Genomic DNA, 24,952 nt, shown 5'->3' with positions numbered 1-24,952 from the left:
CCCTGATGCATCCAGCGTGACAACTCCGTCACACAACGTCCGATTCGCGGGAGCGGGACGACACCCGGGCATCGACCGTGGTACCTCTGAGCGATGCCCGCAGCCTCGCCCGGCCTCGCCCGCGTGACGATCAGCTCGCCGCAACGGCGGGTCGATGTCGCGCTGCCTGATGCCGTGCCGCTGGCCGAGCTGCTGCCCGAGCTCCTGCAGCACGCGGGGGTCGGGCTCGCCGACGACGGTGAGCGGCACGGCGGCTGGCTCCTGCGCCGCGGCGACGGCACCGCCCTGTCCACCACGACGGGCCTGGCCGGCCAGGAGGTCCGCGACGGCGCCGTCCTGCACCTGGTGCCGGCCCGGGCGAGCTGGCCCGAGCTCGAGTTCGACGACGTCGTCGACGCCATCGCCGCGGGCGCCCGCCGCCAGGGCGTCGCCTGGAGCCCCGCCGCGACCCGCGCCGCCGCGCTCGCCGTCGCCGGCGTCGGCCTGGCCGTCGCGCTCGCCGCCACCGTCCGCGGCGACCTGCCGCTGCCCGCCGCGGTCGCCGCGCTGGTCCTGCTCCTCACCGGCACGGTCGCCTCCCGCGCCTACGGCGACGCGTTCACCGGCGCGGTCCTGGCCGGGTTCGGCCTGCCGTTCGCGGCCGTGTTCGGCTGGCTCGCCGCCCCTGCGCCGGCCGGCGCCGCCGCCCGGGCGCTGCTGGCCGCGACGGCACTCCTCGTCGCGTCGCTGCTCGCCGGCGCCGGGGTCGCGCACCTGCTCCGGGTCTTCGTCGCCGGTGCCACCGTCGCGCTGACTGGCGCCGGCGGCGCGTTCCTGGCCGTCCACGTGCGCCCTGCCGCGGCCGCCGCCGTCGTCCTCGCGACCGTCGTCGCGGGCGTGGCCGGCACCCCGCTGCTCGCCATCCGCCTGGGCAAGCTGCCCATGCCCGTCGTCGCCCTCCCCGGCGACCTGACCGACACCGGCGCCGGCCTCGGCACACCCCCGGACCGCGCCCGCGTCTTCGCCGCCGTCGCCCGCACCGACGAGATGCTCACCGGCCTGCTCCTCGGCTCGGCCCTGACCGCCGCCGCGGCCGCCGCCGTCCTGACCCGCTCCCGCGACGTGTCCGGCCTGATCATGGTCGCGGTCTGCGGTGTCGCCCTGCTGCTGCGCGCCCGCATGTTCGTCACGGTCCGCCACCGCCTGCCGCTCCTCGCCGCCGGCGCAGGCTGCCTGGTGGCGCTGGCTTCGGCCGCTCCGCCGACCGTTGCGACGGCCGTGGTGATCGCGCTGGTCTCGGGTGCCGTCGCCCTGACCGGCGCCCGTGCGGCGGCGCACCCGCTGTCCCCGTACGCCGCCCGCGCCGCCGACATCCTCGACATCCTCTGCCTGATCTCGGCTGTGCCGCTCGCCTGCGCCGTCCTCGGCCTGTACGGCCTGCTGACCTGACTCCCGCCCGCGCCCCGTCCACTGCCCGACCTGCCGGGCGCGGGGCTCCGGGGGTAACGGGTGGTCGATCCGTGCCAGCTCACCGCCGGGCCAGCCGGGGGCCGCCGCCACCGCCCGCAGGTCCGCGGCCTTCGCACCGCCACCGCCCGTAGGTCCGCGGCCTCCGCACCGCCACCGCCCGCAGGGGGCCGCGGCCTCCGCCCTGGCGCACGGTTCGTCAGCACCGACCGCGCCGGCGTCTCGTCTGGCCGGGCCATCGACGTATGGCGCAGCGAGATGAATCATCCATGACATCCGCACCTGCGCGCGGAGGCCCCACGAGACCGTGATCAGACCTCCTGCAGCGAGGGTGTTTTAGCGGCTGCTTAAGAATCGCCGGGTAGCGGGGCGGGAGGCTGACAGACCCGGCCAACACGGTCCAGAATGGGTGCCATCGCACCCGTTCCCCTCCCCCGTGCCGCCGCCCGTGGCCTTGTTACGGCGATCTTTGCGCTGCTGGCGTGCCTGCTCACGGCGCAGCCGGCCGGCGCGGACCAGACCCGGTCGGCGCAGTGGCAGCTCAACGAGCTCGGGGCGAAGGCGGCCTGGAAGGTGTCGACCGGCAGTGGGGTGGTGGTCGCGGTCCTGGACAGCGGGGTCGACGCGAGCCACCCCGACCTCGTGGGGCAGGTGCTGCCGGGCGTGGACCTCGTCGACGGGGGCGACGGGCGGGAGGATCCGGTCGGGCACGGCACGACGGTCGCGGGGCTGATCGCGGGGCGGGCCGACGACACGAGCGGCGTCGCCGGGATCGCGCCGGGAGCGAAGATCCTGCCGGTACGGGTGCTGGACAAGCTGAACAAGTACGACGACCCCGCCATCATCGCCGAAGGAGTGCGGTGGGCCGTCGACCACGGGGCGACGGTGCTCAACCTGTCGCTGGGCGGGGCGCTGCGCAGCGACGCGATCGCGGAGGCGCTGCGGTACGCGGCGGCCCGTGACGTCGTCGTCGTGGCGTGCACCGGCAACGTGGCGACCGACCCGTCGATCCGTGAGGTCTGGTACCCGGCCCGGGAGCCCGGCGTCGTCGCGGTCGCCGGGCTGAGTGGGGGTGCGCCGCCGAGCGCCCGGCCCACGGCCGGCCCGACCGCGTCAGGCGGGCAGGGCGGCGCGGACGACGGGCTGTGGGCCGGCTCGCTGACGGGGCCGGAGACGGTGCTGACCGCGCCCGCCGACAACCTCACCGGGGCGCGTCCCGGCGGAGGGTACTGGCAGGTGCAGGGCACGAGCTTCGCCGCGCCGCTGGTCGCCGGAACGGCGTCGCTGATCCGCGCGAAGTACCCGGAGATGAGCGCGGCGAACGTGATCAACCGGCTGATCGGCACGGCCAAGGATCTCGGGCCGGCCGGGCGGGACGACGAGTTCGGGTACGGCGAGGTCGACCCCGTCTCGGCGCTGCGCGAGCCGGTCGAGGAGGTGGCGGCGAACCCGCTGACCGCCGCCGCCCAGCCGAAGACGGAGTCGGGCAGGCCGGCGAAGGCGACCCCCTCGGCGAGGCAGGCACCGCACGAGGGCGGCGCCGCCCCGCTGCCGTCCGGCGAGGTGGCCGGTCTGGCCGGCGCCCGGCAGTCACCGGCGAGCGAGCCGGTCGGCGCCAGCATCACCGTCGGCCTCATGGCGACCCTGGTCATCCTGCTCTTCGGCGCCGCCGGGGTCCTGCTCCACCACCGGACCAGGCGCTCAGACCGCTTCTGAGCAACCAGCCCCTACGCCGGCAGCAGGCCAGGCACCGCGCCACCGAGCGAACGCAGTCGCCGCCGCCCGAAGCAGTCGCCGCTCGCCCCTAAAAGCGGCCGGGCAACAGCAGCCGGCCGGGCAACACCGCAGCCGGACGGCGGTTCAGCCGCACGTCAGGCGCACTTCCCCGTCCCCGTCGGCTCGTTGTGCGTCTTGCCCGCCTCGGCCACGACGGCCGCCTCGTCGGCGGTGATGGCGAAGCCCGTGTTCTGGTCGTCGGCCGCCGCCGCGAAGATCACGCCGAGGACGGTGCCGTCCGGGGAGACGAGCGGGCCGCCGGAGTTGCCGCTGCGCACCAGTGCCCGGATCGTGTAGATCTCGCGGGTGACCTTGCCGTCCTCGTAGATGTCGGGGCCGGTGATCTGGCGGTGGTCGCGGATGCGGGCGGACTGCGCGTTGTACGGTCCGTCCAGCGGGTACCCGATCACGATGGCGTCGGCGTTGGTCTCGGCCTTCTTCGTCGCGAACGGCATGATCGGCGCGTTGAGCCCTTTGACGTAGAGGACGGCGAGGTCGCGGTCGGGGTCGTACGCGACGACGACCGCCTTCTTCTGCGAGCCGTTGACCTCGACGGTGGTCGACTTGGTGCCGGCCACGACGTGGGCGTTGGTCATGACCCGGTCGGTGGCGTAGACGAAACCGGAGCCCTCGATGCGCCGGGAGCAGCTCTGCGCGATGCCGCGGACCTTCACCACGGACCGCTCGGACTTCTTCACCAGCTCGGAGCCGGCGAGCTTCGGGTCGGGCGCCTCAACCTGGCGGACCCGGGTCGGCGCCAGGCCGTCGAACACGTCGGGGAAGCCGCGCGTGTCAACGGTGTCGCGCAGCGCGGCGGAGAGCTGGTCGGCCTGCTGCGGCATGAGCTTGTCGACGCCGTTGAGGATGATCGAGTTGCTCACCGAGCGGGCCAGCCACGGCAGCGACGACGAGCTCAGCGGCGCCGCGACGAGCCAGACGACGACGAGCACCGCGATGACGGAGACCACCGCCCCACCGGCGTTGTCGACGCCCTGCGCGGTGCGGTTGACGATCGCGCTGCGCAGCCGGTTGCCGACGAAGCTGGCGAGGGCCTGTCCGGCGACCGCGAGACCGAACACCGCCGCCAACGAGATGACGACCCGGATCGGGTCGTCGTCGAACAGCTCCGCGATGCGGGGGCCAACCTGCAGCCCTAAGAGGGCACCGCCGAAGAACCCGGCGAATGACAGCAGACCAACAAGGAACCCCTGGCGGTAGCCGTTGACGGCGAACATCACCACGAGGAGCACAAGGACGATATCGATCACGCTGCCAGACACGTACTCAGCCTACGGTGGCGGCACCAGGTGCCGGCAGTTCCTCAACCCGGTCTGTCGGCCACTCGACCGCCCATCCACCGAGTTCCAGCAGCGTGGACAGCACGCCGGCGGTAAACCCCCACACCAACATGTCGTGTATCCGAAACGCGGGACCGATCCATCCGCTCGGGTGACGCACCCGCAGCCGGTTCGCCGGGTCCACCAGGTCACGGACCGGCAGGCGCTCGACCCGGGCCACCTCCGCCGGGTCGGCGGGCCCGACGGGGTGCGGCGAGCGCCACCACCCGACCACCGGCGTGACCAGGAAGTTGCTCACCGGGATCCACAGCGTCGGCAGGGTCGCGACGACCTCGACAGTGGCCGGGTCGAGCCCGACCTCCTCCTCGGCCTCCCGCAGCGCGCACGCGATCGTGTCGGCGTCGGTCGGGTCGACCGCCCCGCCGGGGAACGCGGGCTGCCCGGCGTGGTTACGCATCGTCGCGGCCCGCTGCAGCAGCAGGACGTCGGGGCCGCTGCCGGGCTGCTCGCCGAACAGCACGAGCACCGCGCTCTGCCGCTGCCCATCCCCGTCGGGGGTGGGCAGGCGCGTGAAGTCGCCCGGCTCGGTGTCCCGCAGCCGGGTCAGCAACGGCTCCAACCAGTCAGGAACGTCGCTCATTGCCCCACCTCGATCCCGAGATGCGCGGCCGTGAGCGCCCGGATCTTCTCCTCGTCGAGGGCTTCTCCCTGGTACGTGTAAACGATGCGCCCTCCGGGTGCGACGAACAGTGTGGCCGGCAGCGCGTTGGCCACCGGCTTGCCCACGACCCGGCTGAGGGCGATGGAGAACTGCTGGTCGCGGTCCTCCAGCATCGGAAACGTCAGCCGCTGGTCGTCGATGACCGACTGCGCCGCGTCGCGCCGGTCCTTGACCACGACGCCGACGACCCTGAGCCGGCCGCCCGCCTCGGTCACGAACCGCTGGAACGCGGGCAGCTCGGTGCGGCACGGCTCGCAGTACGACGCCCAGAGGTTCACGATCGTCGGAGCGGAGCCGAGCAGAGCGGCATCGACGTACCGGCCGCCGTCGAAACACCGGACGGCCATCGCGGGCAGTGCCTTGCCAGCGGTACCACCGGACGGGGCCGGACCCGGCGAGGCGGCCGCCGGCGAGGAGGGCTGCAGGCAGGCCGGGCCGGTCGGCGCGGCGGCGACGTCATCGGCCTTCGGCGGATCTTCGGTGCAGGCGGACACGGTGAGCAGCGCCACAGCGAGCAGGCCGGCGAGGACCCGCCTCATGACGCGAGCGCCAACTCGGTCAGCTCCGCGACCCGCGGGCCCTTCAGCAGGGCGGCGGCGGTCTCGAAGTCGGTGGGGCCTATCCCGTACGACGGGCAGTCGCGCCGCAGGGTGCACGCACCACAGGCCGGTCTGCGGGCGTGGCAGACCCGGCGCCCGTGGAAGATCACCCGGTGGGACAGCATGGTCCAGTCGCGCCGCTCGATGAGCTTCGCGACAGCGAACTCGATCTTCACCTCGTCGGTCTCCGTGGTCCAGTGCCACCGCTGGGTCAGCCGTTTGAAGTGCGTGTCGACGGTGATCCCCGGTACGCCGAACGCGTTGCCGAGGATCACGTTGGCGGTCTTGCGCCCGATCCCGGGCAGCGCGACGAGTTCGTCGAGGGTGCCCGGCACCTCGCCGTCGTGCCGGTCGACCAGCGCCTGCCCGAGCTTCATCAGCGAGTCGGTCTTGTTGCGGAAGAACCCCAGCGGCATGAGCATGTCCTGCATCTCCGTCCGGTCCGCCGCCGCATAGGCCGCGGCGTCCGGGTAGCGCGCGAACAGCTTCGGGGTCACCTGGTTGACCCGCACGTCGGTGGTCTGCGCGGACAGGATCGTGGCCACGGCGAGCTCCAGCGGGCTGGTGAAGTCCAGCTCGCAGTGCGCGTCGGGGTGGATCACCGTGAGGGCCCGCGCCATCCGTCGGGCCCGTCGCTTCAGCCCCAGCGCAGTCTCAGTCACGCTCCGACTTTACGTCGCCGCCCGGCGGGGGCGGATCAGCCGCCCGCCGGTGGGGTGATAGTCCCGTCGGCGGCGATCTTCGCGCCGGTGGTCGGGAAGTCCTGCTTCGTCAGGTTGGACACGAACGGGATCGCCTGCTTCTTCGGGTCGGGCTTCGGCAGGCCGGGCGCCACCATGTACGTCGCGGTCAGCGATCCGCTCTTGTACGTGCCGTCGCCGGCCAGCGTCACCTTGAGCACGCCGCCGATGCCGACGACGCCGTTGTAGCTCAGCGCCCGGTACCCGGCGAAGTTGCCGAGGCTGTACGCGATCAGCCGGCCCTTGTAGAACTCCATCGCCCGCATCACGTGCGGCCCGTGCCCGACCACCAGATCGGCGCCCGCGTCGATCACCTTGTGCGCGAACGCGATCGTGTCGCACCGGTTCTCCCCGAGGAAGTACTCCGTGCCGGGCTTGGTGCGCGTCTTGTCGGAGCCCTCCGCGCCCTGGTGCACCTGGACGACCACCAGGTCGGCCTTGGTCGTGGCCTCCTTGATGATCGTCTCCGCCGCGGCGAGGTCGCTGCACAGGTTGGACCACCGGTACGACGCGAACCCGACGACCGCGATCTTCACGCCCTTCGCCTCGCCGACCGAGATCTGCCCGGGCCAGCCGGTGTACTTGATCCCGGCGCCGTCGAGGGCCTTCTGGGAGTTCTTGTAGCCGACCTCGCCGAAGTCGTACGCGTGGTTGTTCGCCATGGTCATCATGTGGAACCCGGCGTCCTTGAGGTTGTTCACGTACGACGGCGGCGTCCGGAACGCGAAGCACGTCTTGCCGGCCGACTCGGCGGAGCACTTGCCGACGCCGGTGTCGTCGGTCAGCACCTGCTCCAGGTTGCCCATCTGGAAGTCGGCGGCCAGGAACTCCTTGACCGGGTCGAAGAATCCTTTGCCGTTGTTGGGCGGCAGCCCGACGGGCGCCATGCCCATCACGATGTCGCCGGTCGCGGTCATGGTGACGCCGTCCGCGGGCCCGGGCGCCGCGGGCGCGGTCGACCCACCCGGCGTCGCCGCCTCGCTGCCCTGCTGCGCCACCGGCGGCTGGCTGTTGCCCGGCGCCGGGTCGTCGCCGCCGAGGAACGTCGCCGCCCCCGCCGTGCCGGCCCCGATGACGAGCGCCGCGAGCGCGCCCAGGATGATCGCCGTCCGGCGCCGGCCCCCGCTCTTCGGCGGCGGTGTCTCCCCGGGCAGCGGCAGCTTCCGCCGGCCGGCCCGCTCCTCCGGCTGGTACGCCTGCGCCGCATACAGGTCTTCGGGGCCTCGGGTCGCCCCAGGGTCCGGCGCCCGCGTGGCACCGTAGACGGGCCCGGTCGCCTGGGCACCGTAGACCGGCCCGGTGTTCTGCCCACCGGCCGCGAACAGTGACCCGCCGCCTGGCGCCCCGTCCCGGAAGGTGCCGGTCGCCGGCGGCTGCGCGTCACGGAAGGTGCCCGTGGCCGGCGGCTGCGCGTCACGGAAGGTGCCCGTGGCCGGCGGTTGCGCGTCGCGGAAGGTGCCCGTCGCGGGCGCGTCACGGAAGGTGCCCGTGGCCGGCGGTTGCGCGTCACGGAACGTCCCCGTCGCGGGCGGCTGCGCGTCGCGGAAGGTGCCCGTGGCCGGCGGTTGCGCGTCACGGAACGTGCCCGTCGCGGGCGGCCGGGCGTCGCGGAACGTGCCCGTCGGCTCGGGGCCGGCACCGGGCACCGCCGCGGCGCCATACGCCCCGCCGGCGGGCCTGGCGCTGCCACGAGCGGGCGGCGGCGCGCCGTCGAAGCCGGGAGCCGCGCTGCCCCGCGCGGAAGGTGGCAGGTCGAACAGTGAGCCGGTCGGCCGGTCGCCGCCGCCCCGGACCTGGGCCGTGCCGCCGAAGACCGAGCCGGTCGGCCGGTCGCCGCGGGTCTCCTCGGGCGCCCACGCGCTGCGACCCGGCGGCTGGCCACCGTGCGCGTCACCGGAGGGCGGCCCCGCCCGGAAGTCGCCACCACGCAGCTCGCCCCCGCGCACATCACCAGGCCGGGGATCACCAGGCCGGGGATCACCAGGCCGGGGGTCGCTGCTCCACGCGGCCGTGGCCGGCTCGGCGCCCCGCCCGTCGCCACCCCAGGCCGCCGCGCCGGGCTCGGCGCCCCACGCCGCTGTGCCGGGCTCGGCGCCCCACGCGGCAGTGCCGGGCCCGTCGCCGCGACCACCACCGGCGCGCCGGTCGGCCCAGGCGTCACCCGGAGGCTGCTCACCCCGCCGGTCCAGCCCGCGGGGATCCGCCCCGGCCGGCCCGCGGGGATCGGCCGGCCCGCGAGGGTCCATCCCGGACGGCCCGTAACCAGGGCCGGGCGCGGGCGGTTGGTCGTGTGGAGGCTGCTCGCGATCGTCCGGCCAACGGGACGGGTCGCTCGGCGGTCCGCCGTACACCGTCATGCGCTTCCCACCCCACCGGTCTTTCAGCTATGGGGTCGAGTTGCCCCGCGGCGAACATATCGCACCCGCGCGAGCTCGTGATGGTCCGGTTCCACTGCGTGACCAGTACCGTTGAAGGACGCCGCGCCGCAGGTCGGCGTGTATGGTGAGCATCCTGCCCGACGACCGGGACACGACCCCGTGTGCATAAACTGACGTTCGCGTGATTGCTCACGGCGAGTGACACGCCGACGGATTCGAGGTGGACGCGATGGACGAGGTACTGGCGCGCAGCGGCATTTTCCAGGGCGTCGAGCCCGAGGCTGCCGAATCCCTCGCCAAGGAGATGGAGACGATCGACGTCCGCAAGGGCGAGATCGTGTTCAGTGAGGGCGAGCCGGGCGACAGCCTTTACATCGTGCTGTCCGGCAAAATCAAGGTCGGTCGGCGGGCCGCCGACGGCCGGCAGAACCTGATCGCCGTGATGGGCCCCAGCGACATGGTCGGGGAGCTGTCCCTGTTCGACCCGGGTCCGCGCACCGCGACCGCGACGGCCGTGCTCGACACCCGGCTGGCCCGGCTGCGCAAACAGGCGCTGCGCCCGTGGCTGACCAACCGGCCCGAGATCGCCGAGCAGCTGCTGCGGGTGCTGGCCAGGAGGCTGCGGCGGACCAACGACGCCCTGGCAGACCTGATCTTCACGGACGTGCCGGGCCGGGTGGCCAAGACGCTGTTGCAGATGGCGGGCCGCTTCGGCACCCGTGACGGCGGCGTGCTGCGGGTCAACCACGACCTGACCCAGGAGGAGATGGCGCAGCTGGTCGGTGCCTCCCGCGAGACGGTCAACAAGGCACTCGCGGACTTCGCCTCCCGGGGCTGGCTCCGCCTGGACGGCAAGAGCGTCATCATCATGGACCCCGAGCGGCTGGCTCGCCGGGCCCGCGTCTGACCGGCAGCACCACAGAGGACACCCCAGAAGCACAACAGAGGACACCCCAAAAAGGCACGCGGCCGCGTGCCTTTTTGCTTGCTCACAAAAAAATCAGTCTTGACTGTTTGTTTCTGGAGCAGCACCCTGAAAGGCGTGAGAGCCCCGCAACAGGAGCGCAGCCGTGCCACCCAGCAGCGCCTGCTGGAGGCGACCGTCGACTGTCTCGTGCTGCACGGCTGGTCCGGCGCCACCACCACGGTCATCGCCGAGCGCGCTGGCGTCTCCCGCGGCGCCCAGCTGCACCACTACCCCACGCGCGCCGCCCTGGTGCTCGCCGCCGTCACGCACCTCGCCGAGCGGCGCGCCGAGGAGATCCGCATCGAGGCCGCCACGCTCACCGGCAACCGCGACGAGCGCCTCGACAAGGTTCTCGACATGCTCGCGGCCGCGTTCACCGGCCCGCTGTTCGTCGCCGCTCTCGAGGTGTGGGTCGCCGCCCGCACCGACCCGGAGCTGCGCGACGCGCTGGTGCCCCTCGAGGCCAAGGTCGGCCGGGAGATGCACCGCCTGACGGTCGAACTGCTCGGCGCCGACGAGCGCCGGCCGGGGGTCCGCGAGGCGGTGCAGGCGACCCTGGACCTGCTGCGCGGCCTCGGCGTGGCCAACCTGCTCACCGACGACAGCCACCGCCGCGGCCTGCTGCTCGCGGCGTGGAAACAGCAGCTCACGACGATCCTGGGGACCTGAGATGGTGACGTTGTCCGAGGTGCTCGCCGACCTGCGCGAAGAGTCCGAGTCGCTGGACCGTCTGGTGTCGGCCCTTGACGACAGGGACTGGAGCCGGCCGACGCCCGCGAAGGGCTGGACAGTCGCGCACCAGATCGCCCACCTGCACTGGACCGACACGGTGGCGACGCTCGCCGCGACCGACCCGGCCGCGTTCGTCGAGCGGATGAGCGCCGTCGAGGACCCGTTCACGATGGTGGACCGCGCGGCGGCGGACAACATCGCCCCGCCGCCCGAGCTGCTGCGCCGCTGGCGCGACGGCCGGGAGGCGCTGGCGGAGGCGCTGAGCACGCGGCCGAAGGACGAGAAGCTGCCGTGGTTCGGCACCGCGATGTCGCCGCTGTCCAGCGCGACGGGCCGGATGATGGAGACCTGGGCGCACGGCCAGGACGTCGCCGAGACGTTCCCGGAGCGGGCCGATGCGCAGGCGCACCGCCGCCCGACAGACCGGCTGCGGCACGTGGCCAACATCGGCTACCGCACGATCGGGCACAGCTTCCTCAGCCACGGCCGTGCGGCACCGCGGCAGCCGTTCCGGGTCGAGCTGTCCACGGTGGACGGCGCCCTGTGGACGTTCGGGCCCGAGGACGCGCCGAACAGGATCGCCGGCCCGGCCGAGGACTTCTGCCTGCTGGTCACACAGCGCCGCCACCCGGCCGACCTGGCGCTGCAGGCCACCGGCGACGAGGCCCGCGAGTGGACGACCCTGGCCCAGGCGTTCGCCGGCCCACCTGGAGACAAGCGCGAGCCAAGATCAGCGGACAAGCGCGAGCCAAAAGAGTCACAGCAGTGATCCGCATCGGCAACGCCTCGGGGTTCTACGGCGACCGCGCCACCGCCTGGCAGGAGATGCTCGACGGCGGCCCGCTCGACGTGCTCACCGGCGACTACCTCGCCGAGCTGACCATGCTGATCCTGGCCAAGGACCGGATGAAGGACCCGGACACCGGCTACGCCAAGACATTCCTGCGCCAGCTCGAGGGCTTCCTCGGCACCGCGCTCGACCGGGGTACCAAGATCGTCACCAACGCGGGCGGCCTCAACCCGGCGAAGCTGCGCGAGGCGATCGAGGCCCTCGCAAGCAGGCTCGGCCTCACCGTCAAGGTGGGGCACGTCCAGGGCGACGCCGTCCGCCCTGACGCGAACGCGTACCTCGGCGCCTTCGGCATCGCCGAGTGCCTCAAGGCCGGCGCCGACATCGTGGTCACCGGCCGCGTCACCGACGCGTCGCTGGTCGTCGGCCCCGGCATCGCCCACTTCGGCTGGCAGCCGTCCGACCTCGACGCGCTCGCCGGCGCCACGGTGGCGGGCCACATCCTGGAGTGCGGCGCGCAGGCGACCGGCGGCAACTACGCGTTCTTCACCGAGCTGCCGGACCTCGACCACCCGGGCTTCCCGATCGCCGAGCTGCGGCAGGACGGGTCGTCGGTCATCACCAAGCACCCCGGCACCGGCGGCGCCGTCACGGTCGACACGGTCACCGCGCAGCTGCTGTACGAGATCGACACCCCCGAGTATCTCGGCCCGGACGTCACCACCCACTTCGACACGATCCGGCTCGCCCAGCAGGGCGACGACCGGGTCGAGGTGACCGGCGTCAAGGGCAGCCCGCCGCCGGAGACGCTGAAGGTCGGCACCGTCGCCCTCGGCGGCTTCCGCAACAGCATGACGTTCGTCCTGTGCGGCCTGCAGATCGAGGAGAAGGCCGCCCTCGTCGAGCGCCAGCTGCGCGGCCGGATCGGCAGCGACGGCCTGGAGTTCCGGCTGGCCCGCACCGACCACCCCGACGCCGGCGACGAACAGCGCGCGAGCGCCCTGCTGGCCGTGCACATCAAGAGCGCCGACCCGAAGGCGGCCGGCCGCGCCTTCTCGCAGGCGGCGGTCGAGCTGGCCCTGTCCTCCTACCCGGGCCTCACCCTGACGAGCCCACCCGGCGACGCCACCCCCTTCGGCGTGTTCCGTGCGGGTGCCGTACCGCGCGGCGAGGTCCGCCACGTCGCCGTCCTCCCCGACGCCACCACCGTGGAGGTCCGATGAGAGTGCCGCTGGGGACCCTGTTCGGGGCCAGGTCGGGCGACAAGGGCGGCGACGCCAACATCGGCGTCTGGGCCCGCTCCGACGAGGCGTACGCATGGCTGCGCGAGACGCTCACCGAGGACCTCCTCAAGACGCTGCTGCCCGAGGTGCGCGACGTCGGCCGGTACGAGCTGCCCAACCTCCGCGCGCTCAACTTCGTGGTGCGCGGCATCCTCGGCGACGGCGTCTCCGCCGGCACCCGCTTCGATCCGCAGGGCAAGGCCCTCGGAGAGTGGCTGCGCTCCCGGGTCGTCGACATCCCCGACGAGCTGCTGCCATGACCGGCCCCGCCATGACCGACGCGTTCGCCAAGCCGGAGCTGCGGGACCTGGTGCGCAATTTCACCCGCCGGGAGATCGTGCCGCACCTGGCCGACTGGGAGCGGGCCGGCGAGGTGCCCCGGGAGCTGCACCGCAAGGCGGCCGAGCTCGGCCTGCTCGGCATCGGCTTCGCCGAGGAGGTCGGCGGCGAGGGCGGCGACCTGACCGACTCGATCGTGGTCACCGAGGAGATCATCCAGTCGGGTGGTTCGTCGGGGCTGATCGCGGCGCTCTTCACGCACGGCATCGCGCTGCCGCACATCGTCGACAGCGGCGACCGCGACCTGATCGACCGGTTCGTCCGGCCGACGCTGCGCGGCGAGCTGATCGGCTGCCTGGCGATCACCGAGCCCGACGGCGGGTCCGACGTCGCCGGGATCCGCACCACGGCGAAGGCCGACGGCGACGCGTACGTCGTCAACGGCACGAAGCTCTTCATCACCAGCGGCGCCCGGGCCGACTTCGCCACCACGGCGGTGCGCACCGAGGACGGCGTGCGGCTCGTCGTCGTGGCGAAGGACGGGGGCTTCACCGTCACCCGGACGCTGGAGAAGATGGGCTGGCACTGCTCGGACACCGCCGAGCTGTCGTTCGTGGACGTGCGGGTCCCTCGTACCCACGACGTGGGCGGCTTCCTGGCGCTGATGCGGCACTTCGCGGCGGAGCGGATCTCCCTGGCGGTGCAGTGCTACGCGACCGCGCAGCGCTGCCTCGACCTGACCCTCGCCTGGGTCCGGGACCGGCACACGTTCGGCCGCCCGCTCGCCAGCCGGCAGCTGGTCAGGCACCGGCTCGCCGAGATGGCCCGGCAGGTGGACGTCGCCCGCACGTACGTGCGACACACCGCGCTGCGTGTCGCAAGCGGCGAGCAACTCGTTACGGAGGTGGCGATGGCGAAGAACACGGCGGTCGCGGCCTGCGACCACATCGTCGACCAGGCCGTGCAGTTGCACGGTGGCCTCGGGTACCTGCGCGACGCCGAGGTCGAGCGCCATTACCGGGACGCTCGGATCATGGGCATCGGCGGCGGGACCACGGAGATCATGAACGAGATCATCGCGAAGCAGTTGGGGGTCTGAGGCATGCCGGTTCTGACGAGTGCCCTCGACCCGCGCGGGGCCGTCTACCTGGACAACCGGGAGGCGATGCTGGAGCGGCTGACCGAGCTGGAGTCGGCGCTGCGGCAGGCGCGCGGCGGCGGGGGCGAGAAGTACGTGACCCGCCACCACGCCCGCGGCAAGCTGCTGCCGCGCGAGCGCATCGAGCTGCTGGTCGACCGGGACTCGCCGTTCCTGGAGATCTGCCCGGTCGCGGCGTGGGGCACCGACTACCCGGTCGGCGCCAGCGTGGTCACCGGCATCGGGATCGTCGAGGGTACGCCGTGCGTCATCGTGGCGAACGACCCGACGGTCCGCGGCGGCGCGGTCAACCCGTTCTCGCTGAAGAAGACCCAGCGGGCCGGCCAGATCGCCCGCGAGAACCGGCTGCCGATGATCAATCTGGTCGAGTCGGGCGGCGCGGACCTGCCGCAGCAGGCGGAGATCTTCATCCCCGGCGGGGCGGCGTTCCGCGACCTGACCCGGCTGTCGGCGGCGAGCATCCCGACGGTCGCGGTGGTCTTCGGCAACGCGACCGCCGGCGGCGCGTACGTGCCCGGCATGTCGGACTACACGATCTTCGTGCGGGACCGGGCCAAGGTGTTCCTCGCCGGCCCGCCGCTGGTGAAGATGGCCACCGGCGAGACCGTCGACGACGAGACGCTGGGCGGCGCGGCGATGCACGCCACGCGGTCCGGGCTCGCCGACTTCATGGCCGAGGACGAGCGCGACGCGCTGCGCCTGGCGCGCGGCTGCGTCCGCAACTTCCGGCACACCGTCGCCCGCGGTTACGGCCCCGAGCCCAAGTACGACGCCGACGACCTGCTCGGCATCCCGTCCGCCGACCTGCGGGTGCCGTTCGACCCCCGGGAGATCCTCGCCAGGATCCTCGACAGCAGCGAGTTCGACGAGTTCAAGCCCGCCTACGGCCAGGCGCTGTGCACCGGATGGGGCGCCATCCACGGCCACCGCATCGGCGTGCTGGCCAACGTCCGGGGCGTGCTGTTCTCCGCCGAGGCGCAGAAGGCGGCCCAGTTCATCCAGCTCGCCAACGCCACCGGCACGCCGCTGCTGTTCCTGCAGAACACCACCGGGTACATGGTGGGCAGCGAGTACGAGCAGGGCGGCATCATCAAGCACGGCGCCCTGATGATCAACGCGGTGGCGAACTCGAAGGTGCCGCACCTGACGGTCAACATCGGCGCGTCGTACGGCGCCGGCAACTACGGCATGTGCGGCCGCGCGTTCGAGCCGCGGTTCCTGTTCACCTGGCCGAACGCCAAGTCGGCGGTGATGGGCCCGCAGCAGCTGGCCGGGGTGCTGTCGATCGTGGCCCGGCAGGCCGCCGAGGCCAAGGGGCACGCCTACGACGAGGAGCAGGACCGCACGATGCGGTTCATGGTCGAGCACAAGGTCGAGCAGGAGTCCGCGGCCCTGTTCCTGTCCGGCCGCCTGTACGACGACGGCGTGATCGACCCCCGCGACACCCGCACCGTGCTCGGCATGTGCCTGGCGCTCGTGGGCCGCGGCCAGGCCGAGCCCAACTTCGGCGTCTTCCGCCTTTAAGCCACTACGCAAAGGACCGAGCCGTGATTCGCAGGCTGCTTGTCGCCAACCGCGGCGAGATCGCCCGGCGGGTGTTCGCCACCTGCCGGGCGATGGGCATCGAGACGGTCGCCGTCTACGCCGACGCCGACGCTGACGCGCCCCACGTCGCCGAGGCCGACTACGCCGTCCACCTGCCGGGCAACGCGCCGGCCGCCACGTACCTGCGCGGCGACCTGATCATCGCGGCGGCCCGCAAGTGCGGCGCCGACGCGGTGCACCCCGGCTACGGGTTCCTGTCGGAGAACGCCGACTTCGCCCGCGCCGTCATCGACGCCGGGCTCACCTGGGTCGGGCCGTCGCCGAAGGCCATCGCGCTGATGGGCTCGAAGATCGAGGCGAAGGCGCTGCTCGCCGACGTGGGCGTGCCGATGCTGCCGACCGCGCTGGAGCCCGAGCAGGTCGACACCTTCCCGGTGCTGGTGAAGGCGTCCGCCGGCGGCGGCGGCCGCGGCATGCGCATCGTCCGGGACCGCGAAGCGCTCGCCGAGGCGGTCGCGGCCGCGCGGCGCGAGGCGGCGTCGGCGTTCGGCGACGGCACGGTCTTCTGCGAGCGGTACGTCGAGCGGGCCCGCCACATCGAGGTCCAGATCATGGCCGACTCGCACGGCAACGTGGTGACGCTCGGCGAGCGGGAGTGCTCGATCCAGCGCCGGCACCAGAAGATCGTCGAGGAGACGCCGTCGCCGGCGGTCGACCCGCAGCTGCGGGACCGGCTCTGCCAGGCGGCGGTGGCGGCGGCCCGCGCGGTGTCCTATGTGGGCGCCGGCACGGTCGAGTTCCTCCTCACGCCGGCGGGCGAGTTCTTCTTCCTGGAGATGAACACCCGGCTGCAGGTCGAGCACCCGGTGACCGAGTGCGTGGTCGGCGTCGACCTGGTGCGGCTGCAGCTGGTCGTCGCCGAGGGCGGCCCGCTGCCGTTCAACGGCCCGCCGCCGTTGCGCGGGCACGCGATCGAGGTCCGCCTGTACGCCGAGGACCCCGCCTACGCCTGGATGCCCTCCACGGGCACGCTGCACCGTTTCGACGTGCCGGGCGTCGCGCACGCGTTCGGCCCGCTGCCCGCGCCGGGGCTGCGCCTGGACGCCGGGGTCGTGGACGGCTCGGTCGTCGGCGTGCACTACGACCCGATGCTGGCGAAGCTGGTCGCCTGGGCGCCGACCCGCGCCGAGGCGGCCCGCATGCTGTCCAACGCCCTGGCCAGGGCCCGGATCCACGGCGTCACCACCAACCGGGACCTGCTGGTGCGGGTGCTGCGGCATTCGGCGTTCCTGTCCGGCGGGACCGACACCGGGTTCCTGGACCGGCACCCGGAGGTGTTCGCACCGCTGCTGTCCTCTGTGGACGCGGTGCGCCTGTCGTGCCTGGCCGCCGCGCTGTCCGGCGCCGCCCGCCGGGCCAAGACGGCGGCGCTGCCGGGCCTGCCCTCCGGCTGGCGCAACGTCCCCAGTGCGCTGCAGACGGTGGTGTACGAGGGCCCCACGGGCACGATCGAGGTCGGGTACCGGCTGGACCGCGCCAACGACCTGGCCGCCTGGGCGGTGCGCCGGGTCGACCCCGACGACGTGGGGCTGCCCGGCGTCGGGCTCGACCCGGCCGGCGCGCCCGACCACCCACCGGCGCAGATCCTCTCGGCGACCGGCGAGCAGGTCGTGCTCGACGTCGCCGGCGTCCGGCTGCAGTTCGCCGTGCACGAGGTCGGCGCGGTGTCCTACGTGGACAGCTCCGAGGGCTCGGTGACGCTGACGGAGCTGCCCCGCTACCCGCTGCCGGTCGCCGAGCAGCCCGAGGGTTCGCTGATCGCGCCGCTGCCGGGCGCGGTCGGGCGGGTCCTCGTCGTGCCCGGCCAGCGGGTCGCCGCCGGTGAGCTGCTGCTGACCGTGGAGGCGATGAAGCTCGAACACCCCGTCCACGCCCCCACCGACGGGGTCATCAGCGACCTGCGGGTCGCGGCCGGCTCGCAGGTCGAGTCGGGAGCCCTGCTGGCGGTGCTGACCCCGGCATAAGCCCTGATTGGAGCCCACCCCTCATGGACTTCGACTACACCCAGGAACAACAGGACCTCCGCGACGCGGTGGCGAAGCTCGGCAAGCGCTACGGGCACGAATACTTCGTGCGCAAGGCCAAGGCCGGCGAGCACTCCGACGAGCTGTGGAACGAGGCGGCCAAGCTCGGCTACCTCGGCGTCAGCGTGCCCGAGGAGTTCGGCGGCGGCGGTGGCGGCATCACCGAGCTGGCGATCGTCTGCGAGGAGCTGGCCGCGGCCGGCGCGCCGCTGCTGCTGCTCGTCGTGTCGCCCGCGATCGCGGCCACGATCGTCAACCGGCACGGCACGCGGGCGCAGCGCGAGCGCTGGCTGCCGGGCTTCGCCGACGGCACGCGCAAGGTGTGCTTCGCGATCACCGAGCCCGACGCCGGGTCCAACTTCCACAAGCTGTCCACCGTGGCGAAGCGCGACGGCGACGAGTACGTGATCACCGGCCGGAAGGTGTACATCTCCGGGGTCGACGAGTGCTCCCAGGTCGTCGTGGTGGCCCGGATGGCCGACGAGCGCACCGGCAAGCTGAAGCCGGCGCTGTTCATGGTCCCCACCGACGCGCCCGGGCTGACCCTGTCCAAGCTGGAGATGGAGATCGTGTCGCCGGAGAACCAGTTCCTGCTCTTCTTCGACGAGGTCCGGGTCCCGGCCGACACCCTGATCGGCGAGGACGCCGAGGCGGGCCTGCCGGCGCTGTTCTCCGGCCTGAACCCGGAGCGGATCACGGTGGCCGCGATGGCGTGCGGCACCGCCCGGTACGCGCTGGATCGGGCCTCGACGTACACGGCCAGCCGCTCGGTGTGGGGCCGGCCGATCGGCAGCCACCAGGGCGTGGCGCACCCGCTGGCGCACGCGCACATCCAGGTCGAGCTGGCCCGGCTGATGGTGGCGAAGGCGGCCGCGCTCTACGACGCCGGCCGGGACCTGGAGGCGGGCGTCAACGCCAACATGGCGAAGTACGCGTCGGCGGAGGCATCGGCGCTGGCCGTGGACACCGCGATCCAGGCGCACGGCGGCAACGGCATGACCACCGAGTACGGCGTCGCCACCCTGCTCGGCGCCACCCGGGCCGGCCGTATCGCGCCGGTGTCGCGCGAGATGATCCTCAACTTCGTCGCCCAGCACCTGATGGGCCAGGAGAAGTCCTACTGACGGCGCAGCTGCTGGCCGGTGAACGTGCTCGGCGGGTTGCCGGCCAGGCAGCGGAACGTCGTCGGCCCGGCCTGCTGCTCGGCCGGGTCCGGCAGCAGCACGTCGACCCGCCAGCCGACCGCCGGCAGGTACACCAGCAGCAGGGTCTTCAGGCTGCACACCTCGGCGACCGTCGCGCTGTCCCTGGCGGTTTTGACCTGGCTGCCGGCCGGCAGGTCGCCGTAGGCGAAGACCTCCCAGGTGTGCGCCCCGGCGCAGCCCGCGGGCCGGTGGTCGGCGTCGAAGCACTCGACCGTCTGCGAGCAGCGGGCCGCCTTCGACACCGTCGGCGGGCAGGCGACCGTCGCCGGGATCCCGCCGGTGCCACGGGTCGGCGAGGGCCCGGCGCTCGCGGACGCGTTCGCCGACGGGCTCTTTGCCGGGTCGGGTCCGGCGCCCGCGTTGAGGTTGTAGGCGATGCCGGCCCCCACCAGGGCCAGCACGAGCAGGATCACCGCGCCGGCGACCAGCATGAACTTCCTGGCGCCGGGCGGGGGCTGCGGCGTGTCCGGCACGACACCGTCCCCGGGCGGCCCAGCCGGTGGCGGCCCGACGGCCGGCGAGGACATCTCGTCGGCGGCGTGCTGGACGGTCTTTTCCGGGTCGTCGCCGCCGAGGAACGGCGAGTCGAGCAGGCGGCCCGGCGTCGGGGGCGGGGTCGGCGGGGCCTTGGAGGTGTAGACCGGCTCGATCGGCGGTGAGCCCAGCGGCGGCACGGTCACCGGCGGCACCGGCTCCAGCCGCAGGCCGATGAGCAGGTCGCGCAGCTCGATCGCGCTCGGCCGGTCGGATTCGTCGTTGGCCATGCCGGCGCGCAGGACCGCCATGAGGCTCTCGGGGCAGCCGGGCAGGTCGGGGATGTGCTCGTTGAACATGTCGACCAGCGACAGCAGGCTCGGCGCCTGGTCGTCGCGCCAGCGCGGCGGGCGGCCGCGCATGAGCGCGTAGAGCGTGGCGCACAGCGCGTACACGTCGGCGGCGGCGGCCGGCGGTGACTGCCGGAACGTCTCGGGCGGCGCGTAGGCCGGGGTGAGCGTGTCGAGCGTCATCGACTCGTCGCGCCACTCGGCGAGGATGGCCAGGCCGAAGTCGGCCAGCGCCGGCTCGCCGAACCGGCTGAACAGGATGTTGGCCGGCTTGACGTCGCGATGCAGCACGCCCAGCGCGTGCGCGTCGGCGAGGGCGTCGGCGATCTTGAACCCGACGTCGCGGGCCTCGGCGGCAGCGAGCGGCGAGTCGCGCATGCGCTCGGCGTAGGAGCCGTCGCACAGCTCCATGATCAGGTACGGGTGGCCCTGGTCAGTCACGCCGGCGTCGAAGAGGTCGACCACGTGCGGGTGGCTGGACATCCGCCCGGCGGCCCGGGCCTCGCGCAGGAACCGCCGGCGGTCGCGCTCGGTCTCCAGGGTCCGGTTCTCCACCTTGACCGCGACCTCCCGGCCGACCGATTCCTGGGTGGCCCGGTAGACCGTCGCGTAGCCGCCGCGCGCGAAGACGGACAACCCGGTCATCCCGGGCACCGTCGGCAGGGGTGCGGCTGCGGTCACGGCTAGAACGGTACGACAGCCGCTGGATATTCGCCGTCACGCATCGGCCACAACGGATGCTGACCCACCCGGGAGCCGCTCAGGGAGTGGCCGACGCCGTCGTCAGCGCCGCCGTCACGACCGCCGCCTCGTCGCACTGGCCGTTGGCCTCCAGTGCGTCGGCGAGGACCCGAGCGGCGTAGATGCGGCTGCGGACGTCCTCCCCGGCCAGGGTCTGCGCCTGCCGGGCCCAGTCGAGGGCCTCGACCTGCCGGCCGGCGGCGAGCAGCGCGCCCGCGTAGGCGGCCACCGCGTGCCGGCGGGAGAACATCACCGACGGCCCGGGGCGGTCGGCGGCCACGCAGCCGAGCACCTCCAGGGCCGTCTCCAGGTCGCCCTGCGCCTGGCGGGCCAGGCCGAACAGCACCTTCGGCGCGACCTTCGCCGCCTCGAGCACGTCGTGGGTCTCCACGACCTGCAGCACCGCGCGGGCGTCGTCCTCGGCGGCGGCCGGGTCGCCGCGGTCGAGCAGCACGAAGCCGCGCATGGTCCGCGACATGCCGATGAGCAGCGGGTGGCCGGTCTTCTCGCCGTACTCGGTGGCGTCGGTGAGCAGGTCGTGGGCGTGCGCCGGCTCGGCCAGCTCGCGGGCGATCACGCCGCGGACGACGAGCGCGAGCCCGCGGCCCCAGTCGTCCCCGGCGGCGGCGAAGTCCCGGTACGCCCGGCGCGCCTCCCGGTCGGCGTCGGCCAGGTCGCCGCTCTCCGCGGCCGCGAACGCCTCGACCGCCCGCAGGGTGCCGACCGCCCACGCGTCGCCGACCTGCTCACCGAACGGCAGGAACGCCTTCGCCAGCCGCCTGGCCTCGCCGAGCCGCCCGGCGAGGAGCCGGACGAAGGCGGTGGTGCCGCGCAGCCAGGCCCGGCCGACGGGGTCGCCGAGCTCGGCGAAGCGGCGGGCGGCGCGGCCGAGGGCGGCGTCCGCGCCGGCGAAGTCGCCGCGGGTGGTGGTGACCCAGGCCAGATGCTGCAGCGACCAGGCCTGTGCCCGCCGGTCGCCGGCGCTGACCGCGATCTGGAACGACTCGGCGAAGCGCCCGCCGGCCTCGGTGAGGCGCCCTTCGAGGAAGTCAGCCATGCCGAGGCGGCGCATGGCGTCGCCGCGCTCGTACGTGAGGCGGGCCTCCGTGGCGGCCGCCAGGGCCTCGCTCAAGGTCTGGTAGCTGCGGCGCTGGTCGCCCGCGGCGCGGTAGGCGCGGCCGGCGACGAGGAGCGCGCCGACGTGCACGGCCGGGTCGTCGGCGGTGTTGGCGGTGATCTTCTCGGCGCTCGCGAGGGCCTCCGAGACCCGGCCGAGCTGCAGCAGTGCCCGCGCGTGCACGAGCCGGTCGGCGGGCGGCACGACGCCGCCGCCGAGCGCGGCGGCCCGCTCGGCGGCCTGCGCGGCCTGGGCGGGCTCGCCGGTGGCGAGTGCCTCGCGGGCGACCCGGCCGAGCGCCTGGACGCCCAGCGGCGCGGCGGAGCGGGCGAGGGAGTCCGGGCGCAGCCCGACGACGTCGGCGAGGCGTGAGGCGCGCTCGGCGTGCTCGGCGATGAACGCGTCGGCGGCGCCGGCGGTCATGTTGAGGCCGGTCACCGTGCCCGCGGTGTTGCCGGCGCCCTGATGGGCGGCCATCGCGGCGGCGGCCCAGCGTGACAGTGCCGCGTGCCGCTCGGCGAGGTCGGCCTTGCCGATGCCCGCGTACGCGGCCTCGCGCAGCAGCGGCGTGGCGAACGCGAACCCGCCGCGGGCGCGCCGCAGCATGCGCCGCTGCAGCAGCTCCTCCACGGACCGCTCCAGCTCCACGGCGGCGACGACGGCGGGCCTGGCGGGCTGGCCGGGCGGGTTGAACCGCAGCGCCTCCAGGGCCCGGCCGGGCACGGTGTCGCCGATGACGGCCGCGTCGCGCAGCACGGCGCGGGTGTCCGGCGGCAGCGCGTCGATGCGGGCGGCGAGGACGGCGGCGAGGTCGCGCGACAGCAAGCGCCCGCCGAGGGACCCGGGCGTGAGCCGCCAGCCGGTGGAGTCGCTGCCGGGCACGGTGCTCAGCGCGCCGCGCTCCTGCAGCAGCGTGACGAGCTCGGCGAGGTAGAACGGGTTGCCCTGGGCGGTGGCGAGGAGCCGGTCCTCGTCGGGCGCGGCGAGCCGCCCGCCGCCCAGGTACGCGGTGAGCAGCCGGGCCGCGTCGGCGCCGCGCAGCGGCGGGATCGGCACCAGCTCGGCGTCGGGGACGCGGGTGAGCACACCGGCGGAGCGGACCAGCTCGGGCCGGCCGAGCAGCACGATGAGGACCGGTCCGGTGATCCGCTCGATGACGGCGCCGAGCGCGTCGACGGTCTCGGGGGTCGCGTCGTGCAGGTCGTCGACGATGACGACGAGGGGCGTCTCGGCCGCCATGCCGGACAGCAGCTCGGCGACCGCGTTGGGCACGGCGTGCAGGTCGAGCTCGTCGGGCTTGGCGCCGGGCGCGACCCAGGACGCCTCGGGCGCCGAGCCGGAGTAGCCGATGAGGCTCAGCAGCAGGTCGGTGGCGAAGCGCGGCGGCTCGGGGCGGCCGCGGGCGGCGCGGGCCAGCCGCTGGGCGAGGCGGCGCAGGCGCTCCTCGACCGCCTCGCGGGTGCGGTTGGCGGCGTCCGGCGGCAGGCCGATCGCGGCGCGGACCAGGTCGGCCAGGGGCGCGAGCCGGCGGCGCTCGCCGAACGCGGCGCAGTGCACCGACAGCACCCGGGCGCCGCCGCCGGGGGCGAACCCTGCGCTGGGCGTGTAGCCGGCCCCACCGAGGTAGCCGGCGGCGAAGCGCTCGATCTCGCCGGCGAGCCGCGACTTGCCCAGCCCGGCCTCGCCGGTGAAGACCAGCACGCGGGTCTCCTGGCGGTCGGCGATCTCGGCGAGCCGCCCGGAGACCCGGGCCAGCTCCGCCTCGCGGCCGACGAACGGCGCCTCGTCGCCGAGGCCGGAGCGGGTGCCGGGGGCGTCGAGCAGGCCGAGCAGCTCGAACGCCTCGACCGGCTCGCGCTTGCCCTTGAGGCGCAGCGGCCGCAGCGCGCGCCACGAGGCGAGCCGCCGGGTGGTGGCCGCGGTGCGGTCGCCGGCGTAGACGGCGCCGATGGCGGCGGCGTCGGCGAGGCGGGCCGCGGTGTTCACGGTGTCGCCGATGACCGTGTACTCGATGCCGGCCTGGACGCCGGCGACGACGGTGCCGGTGTTGAGCCCGATGCGCAGCCCGAGGGGGGCGCCGCCGCCGCGCTCGTCGTCGAGCACCCGGCGCACCGCGCGCTGCATCGACAGCGCCGCGCGGACGGCCCGCTCGGCGTCGTCCTCGTGCGCGACCGGGGCGCCGAAGACGGCCATGATGCCGTCGCCGGTGAGCTTGTCGACGTGGCCGCCGAAGGTCTTGACCGCGCCGGCGAGCGCGGCGAGCACCCGGTCGGTGACCGCGCCGACCCGCTCCGGGTCGAGGTCCTCGGACCAGGCGGTGAAGTCGGACAGGTCGCCGAAGAGCACCGTCACGATCCGCCGCTCGGCGGCCGGGAGGGTGGCGGCGGCCGGCAGCGCGGAGCCGCAATGGTGGCAGAACCGCGCACCGGGAACGGCCACGGTCCCACACACCGAACACGTCACGTTGCGTCCAACCCTAAGTGGGGTGGTTGTGATTCCCGCCTCAGGTAGGCAAGTTGCGCGCGGACCGACGACTCGGCCGCCTTCCACAGGCTGCGGTCGACGTCGGCGTAGACCCGGGCGACCACCTCGGCCGGCTCGTGCGCGCCCGCGGCGAGCGCCTCGCGGACCTGCTCGAGCCGCGCCTGGCGGTGCTGGCGGTAGAAGCGGGCGGCGACCGCGGCGTCGGTGAGCGCCGGGCCGTGGCCGGGCAGGGCGGGCACCCCGTCGAAGCCGGCGAGGCGGCCCAGGCTGTCCAGGTAGTCGCCGAGGTCGCCGTCGGGCCAGGCCACGATCGTGGTGCCGCGGCCGAGGATGGTGTCACCGGTCAGGAGCACCCGCTGGTCGCCGTGACGGGCGGCGAAGCAGACGGAGTCGGCGGTGTGACCGGGCGTGACGACGGGCTCGACCAGCACCCCGTCCACGTCGAGCGTCGCGTGTACGGGTGGCTGGTGCACCGGCGCGCCCGTGAGCTCGGCGAGCCGTGGTACACCTTCCGTGTGGTCCACGTGACTGTGGGTCAGGATAATGGCCGCAACCGGGGCGTGCCGGGCGACCGCCCGCAGGTGGCTTTCGTCCAGCGGGCCCGGGTCGACGACGACACAGCCGCCACCCGGCGCCCGCAGGAGCCAGGTGTTGGTGCCCTCGAGCGTCATGGGCCCGGGGTTGGGCGCGCGCACGAGCGTCACCCAGTCGGGCAACGTCGTGAGGACCTCGGCGGTCGGGGCGGTGACGTGGCTTACCACGAAATGATCGTACGGCGGGCCAG

At 73.9% G+C, this 24,952-nt stretch carries 17 protein-coding genes and 1 pseudogene; 10 read left to right on the top strand and 8 right to left on the bottom strand.

Annotation, left to right across the window (positions count from 1 at the left end; genetic code table 11):
* Window positions 1-93 precede the first annotated feature (93 nt).
* Together eccD and AB0H83_RS20135 are read left to right on the top strand one after the other, a co-directional pair.
* Window positions 94-1,428: a type VII secretion integral membrane protein EccD gene (gene eccD, locus AB0H83_RS20140; RefSeq protein ID WP_360095740.1), complete on the top strand. Its 1,335-nt coding sequence runs from the start codon at window positions 94-96 to the stop codon at window positions 1,426-1,428.
* Window positions 1,429-1,851: 423 nt separating this feature from the next.
* Window positions 1,852-3,162 (top strand): S8 family serine peptidase, encoded by a 1,311-nt coding sequence (locus AB0H83_RS20135; protein WP_360095737.1) that lies wholly within the window; start codon window positions 1,852-1,854, stop codon window positions 3,160-3,162.
* Between the two features lie 155 nt (window positions 3,163-3,317).
* Here AB0H83_RS20135 and AB0H83_RS20130 read toward each other — a convergent pair whose 3' ends face one another.
* Genes AB0H83_RS20130 through AB0H83_RS20110 form a run of 5 tightly spaced genes read right to left on the bottom strand, consistent with a single transcriptional unit; the run spans window position 3,318 to window position 8,526 of the window.
* Window positions 3,318-4,502 carry a MarP family serine protease gene (locus AB0H83_RS20130; RefSeq protein ID WP_360095734.1) on the bottom strand — a complete coding sequence of 395 codons (1,185 nt, stop codon included), beginning with the start codon at window positions 4,500-4,502 and terminating at the stop codon, window positions 3,318-3,320.
* A gap of 4 nt (window positions 4,503-4,506) precedes the next feature.
* Window positions 4,507-5,160, bottom strand: coding sequence for a CoA pyrophosphatase (locus tag AB0H83_RS20125; RefSeq protein ID WP_360095731.1), 654 nt, complete (start codon window positions 5,158-5,160; stop codon window positions 4,507-4,509).
* Window positions 5,157-5,780, bottom strand: coding sequence for a TlpA disulfide reductase family protein (locus AB0H83_RS20120; protein WP_360095728.1), 624 nt, complete (start codon window positions 5,778-5,780; stop codon window positions 5,157-5,159). Before AB0H83_RS20120 ends, AB0H83_RS20125 begins: the two co-directional genes overlap by 4 nt.
* Window positions 5,777-6,502: an endonuclease III gene (gene nth, locus AB0H83_RS20115; RefSeq protein WP_360095725.1), complete on the bottom strand. Its 726-nt coding sequence runs from the start codon at window positions 6,500-6,502 to the stop codon at window positions 5,777-5,779. The genes AB0H83_RS20120 and nth overlap by 4 nt, the downstream gene beginning before the upstream one ends.
* 35 nt (window positions 6,503-6,537) lie before the next feature.
* Window positions 6,538-8,526 carry a CapA family protein gene (locus tag AB0H83_RS20110; protein ID WP_360095722.1) on the bottom strand — a complete coding sequence of 663 codons (1,989 nt, stop codon included), beginning with the start codon at window positions 8,524-8,526 and terminating at the stop codon, window positions 6,538-6,540.
* 661 nt (window positions 8,527-9,187) lie between these two features.
* Here AB0H83_RS20110 and AB0H83_RS20105 point away from each other — a divergent pair.
* The 8 genes and pseudogenes from AB0H83_RS20105 (at window position 9,188) to AB0H83_RS20070 (ending at window position 18,921) form a co-directional block, all read left to right on the top strand.
* Window positions 9,188-9,865 carry a Crp/Fnr family transcriptional regulator gene (locus tag AB0H83_RS20105; protein WP_033363643.1) on the top strand — a complete coding sequence of 226 codons (678 nt, stop codon included), beginning with the start codon at window positions 9,188-9,190 and terminating at the stop codon, window positions 9,863-9,865.
* A 126-nt stretch (window positions 9,866-9,991) separates the two neighbouring features.
* Window positions 9,992-10,594 (top strand): TetR/AcrR family transcriptional regulator, encoded by a 603-nt coding sequence (locus AB0H83_RS20100; protein WP_360095949.1) that lies wholly within the window; start codon window positions 9,992-9,994, stop codon window positions 10,592-10,594.
* A gap of 1 nt (window position 10,595) precedes the next feature.
* Window positions 10,596-11,426, top strand: a complete 831-nt coding sequence (locus AB0H83_RS20095) for a TIGR03084 family metal-binding protein (RefSeq protein ID WP_360095718.1) — start codon at window positions 10,596-10,598, stop codon at window positions 11,424-11,426.
* Window positions 11,427-11,482: 56 nt separating this feature from the next.
* Window positions 11,483-12,990, top strand: a pseudogene (locus AB0H83_RS20090) (acyclic terpene utilization AtuA family protein).
* An 11-nt stretch (window positions 12,991-13,001) separates the two neighbouring features.
* Entirely contained in the window at window positions 13,002-14,108 is a 1,107-nt protein-coding gene (locus AB0H83_RS20085; protein WP_360095946.1) for an acyl-CoA dehydrogenase family protein, read from the top strand.
* Window positions 14,109-14,111: 3 nt separating this feature from the next.
* Window positions 14,112-15,692: a carboxyl transferase domain-containing protein gene (locus tag AB0H83_RS20080; RefSeq protein ID WP_360095715.1), complete on the top strand. Its 1,581-nt coding sequence runs from the start codon at window positions 14,112-14,114 to the stop codon at window positions 15,690-15,692.
* A 23-nt stretch (window positions 15,693-15,715) separates the two neighbouring features.
* Window positions 15,716-17,737 (top strand): biotin carboxylase N-terminal domain-containing protein, encoded by a 2,022-nt coding sequence (locus AB0H83_RS20075; RefSeq protein WP_360095712.1) that lies wholly within the window; start codon window positions 15,716-15,718, stop codon window positions 17,735-17,737.
* A gap of 23 nt (window positions 17,738-17,760) precedes the next feature.
* On the top strand, window positions 17,761-18,921 hold the full coding sequence (locus tag AB0H83_RS20070) for an acyl-CoA dehydrogenase (protein WP_360095709.1): 1,161 nt from the start codon (window positions 17,761-17,763) through the stop codon (window positions 18,919-18,921).
* On the opposite strand, the gene AB0H83_RS20065 is transcribed toward AB0H83_RS20070, so the two are convergent.
* The 3 genes from AB0H83_RS20065 to AB0H83_RS20055 form a co-directional block, all read right to left on the bottom strand.
* Window positions 18,915-20,507: a serine/threonine-protein kinase gene (locus tag AB0H83_RS20065; protein WP_360095706.1), complete on the bottom strand. Its 1,593-nt coding sequence runs from the start codon at window positions 20,505-20,507 to the stop codon at window positions 18,915-18,917. The genes AB0H83_RS20070 and AB0H83_RS20065 overlap by 7 nt on opposite strands.
* 79 nt (window positions 20,508-20,586) lie before the next feature.
* Window positions 20,587-24,147, bottom strand: a complete 3,561-nt coding sequence (locus AB0H83_RS20060; RefSeq protein ID WP_360095703.1) for an adenylate/guanylate cyclase domain-containing protein — start codon at window positions 24,145-24,147, stop codon at window positions 20,587-20,589.
* Window positions 24,144-24,929: an MBL fold metallo-hydrolase gene (locus AB0H83_RS20055; protein ID WP_360095700.1), complete on the bottom strand. Its 786-nt coding sequence runs from the start codon at window positions 24,927-24,929 to the stop codon at window positions 24,144-24,146. The genes AB0H83_RS20060 and AB0H83_RS20055 overlap by 4 nt, the downstream gene beginning before the upstream one ends.
* Between the last annotated feature and the right edge of the window lie 23 nt (window positions 24,930-24,952).

The sequence above is a fragment of the Dactylosporangium sp. NPDC050688 genome, assembly GCF_040654515.1.
Lineage (GTDB): Bacteria > Actinomycetota > Actinomycetes > Mycobacteriales > Micromonosporaceae > Dactylosporangium.
This window is presented reverse-complemented; position numbering and strand designations above follow the sequence as displayed.

Excerpts from the sequence above, each read along its gene's own strand:
- AB0H83_RS20125 (WP_360095731.1), bottom strand. The coding sequence starts at position 5,160 with ATGAGCGACGTTCCTGACTGGTTGGAGCCGTTGCTGACCCGGCTGCGG.
- AB0H83_RS20105 (WP_033363643.1), top strand. The coding sequence starts at position 9,188 with ATGGACGAGGTACTGGCGCGCAGCGGCATTTTCCAGGGCGTCGAGCCC.
- AB0H83_RS20095 (WP_360095718.1), top strand. The coding sequence starts at position 10,596 with ATGGTGACGTTGTCCGAGGTGCTCGCCGACCTGCGCGAAGAGTCCGAG.
- AB0H83_RS20080 (WP_360095715.1), top strand. The coding sequence starts at position 14,112 with ATGCCGGTTCTGACGAGTGCCCTCGACCCGCGCGGGGCCGTCTACCTG.
- AB0H83_RS20135 (WP_360095737.1), top strand. The coding sequence starts at position 1,852 with ATGGGTGCCATCGCACCCGTTCCCCTCCCCCGTGCCGCCGCCCGTGGC.
- eccD (WP_360095740.1), top strand. The coding sequence starts at position 94 with ATGCCCGCAGCCTCGCCCGGCCTCGCCCGCGTGACGATCAGCTCGCCG.
- AB0H83_RS20085 (WP_360095946.1), top strand. The coding sequence starts at position 13,002 with ATGACCGACGCGTTCGCCAAGCCGGAGCTGCGGGACCTGGTGCGCAAT.
- AB0H83_RS20070 (WP_360095709.1), top strand. The coding sequence starts at position 17,761 with ATGGACTTCGACTACACCCAGGAACAACAGGACCTCCGCGACGCGGTG.
- AB0H83_RS20120 (WP_360095728.1), bottom strand. The coding sequence starts at position 5,780 with ATGAGGCGGGTCCTCGCCGGCCTGCTCGCTGTGGCGCTGCTCACCGTG.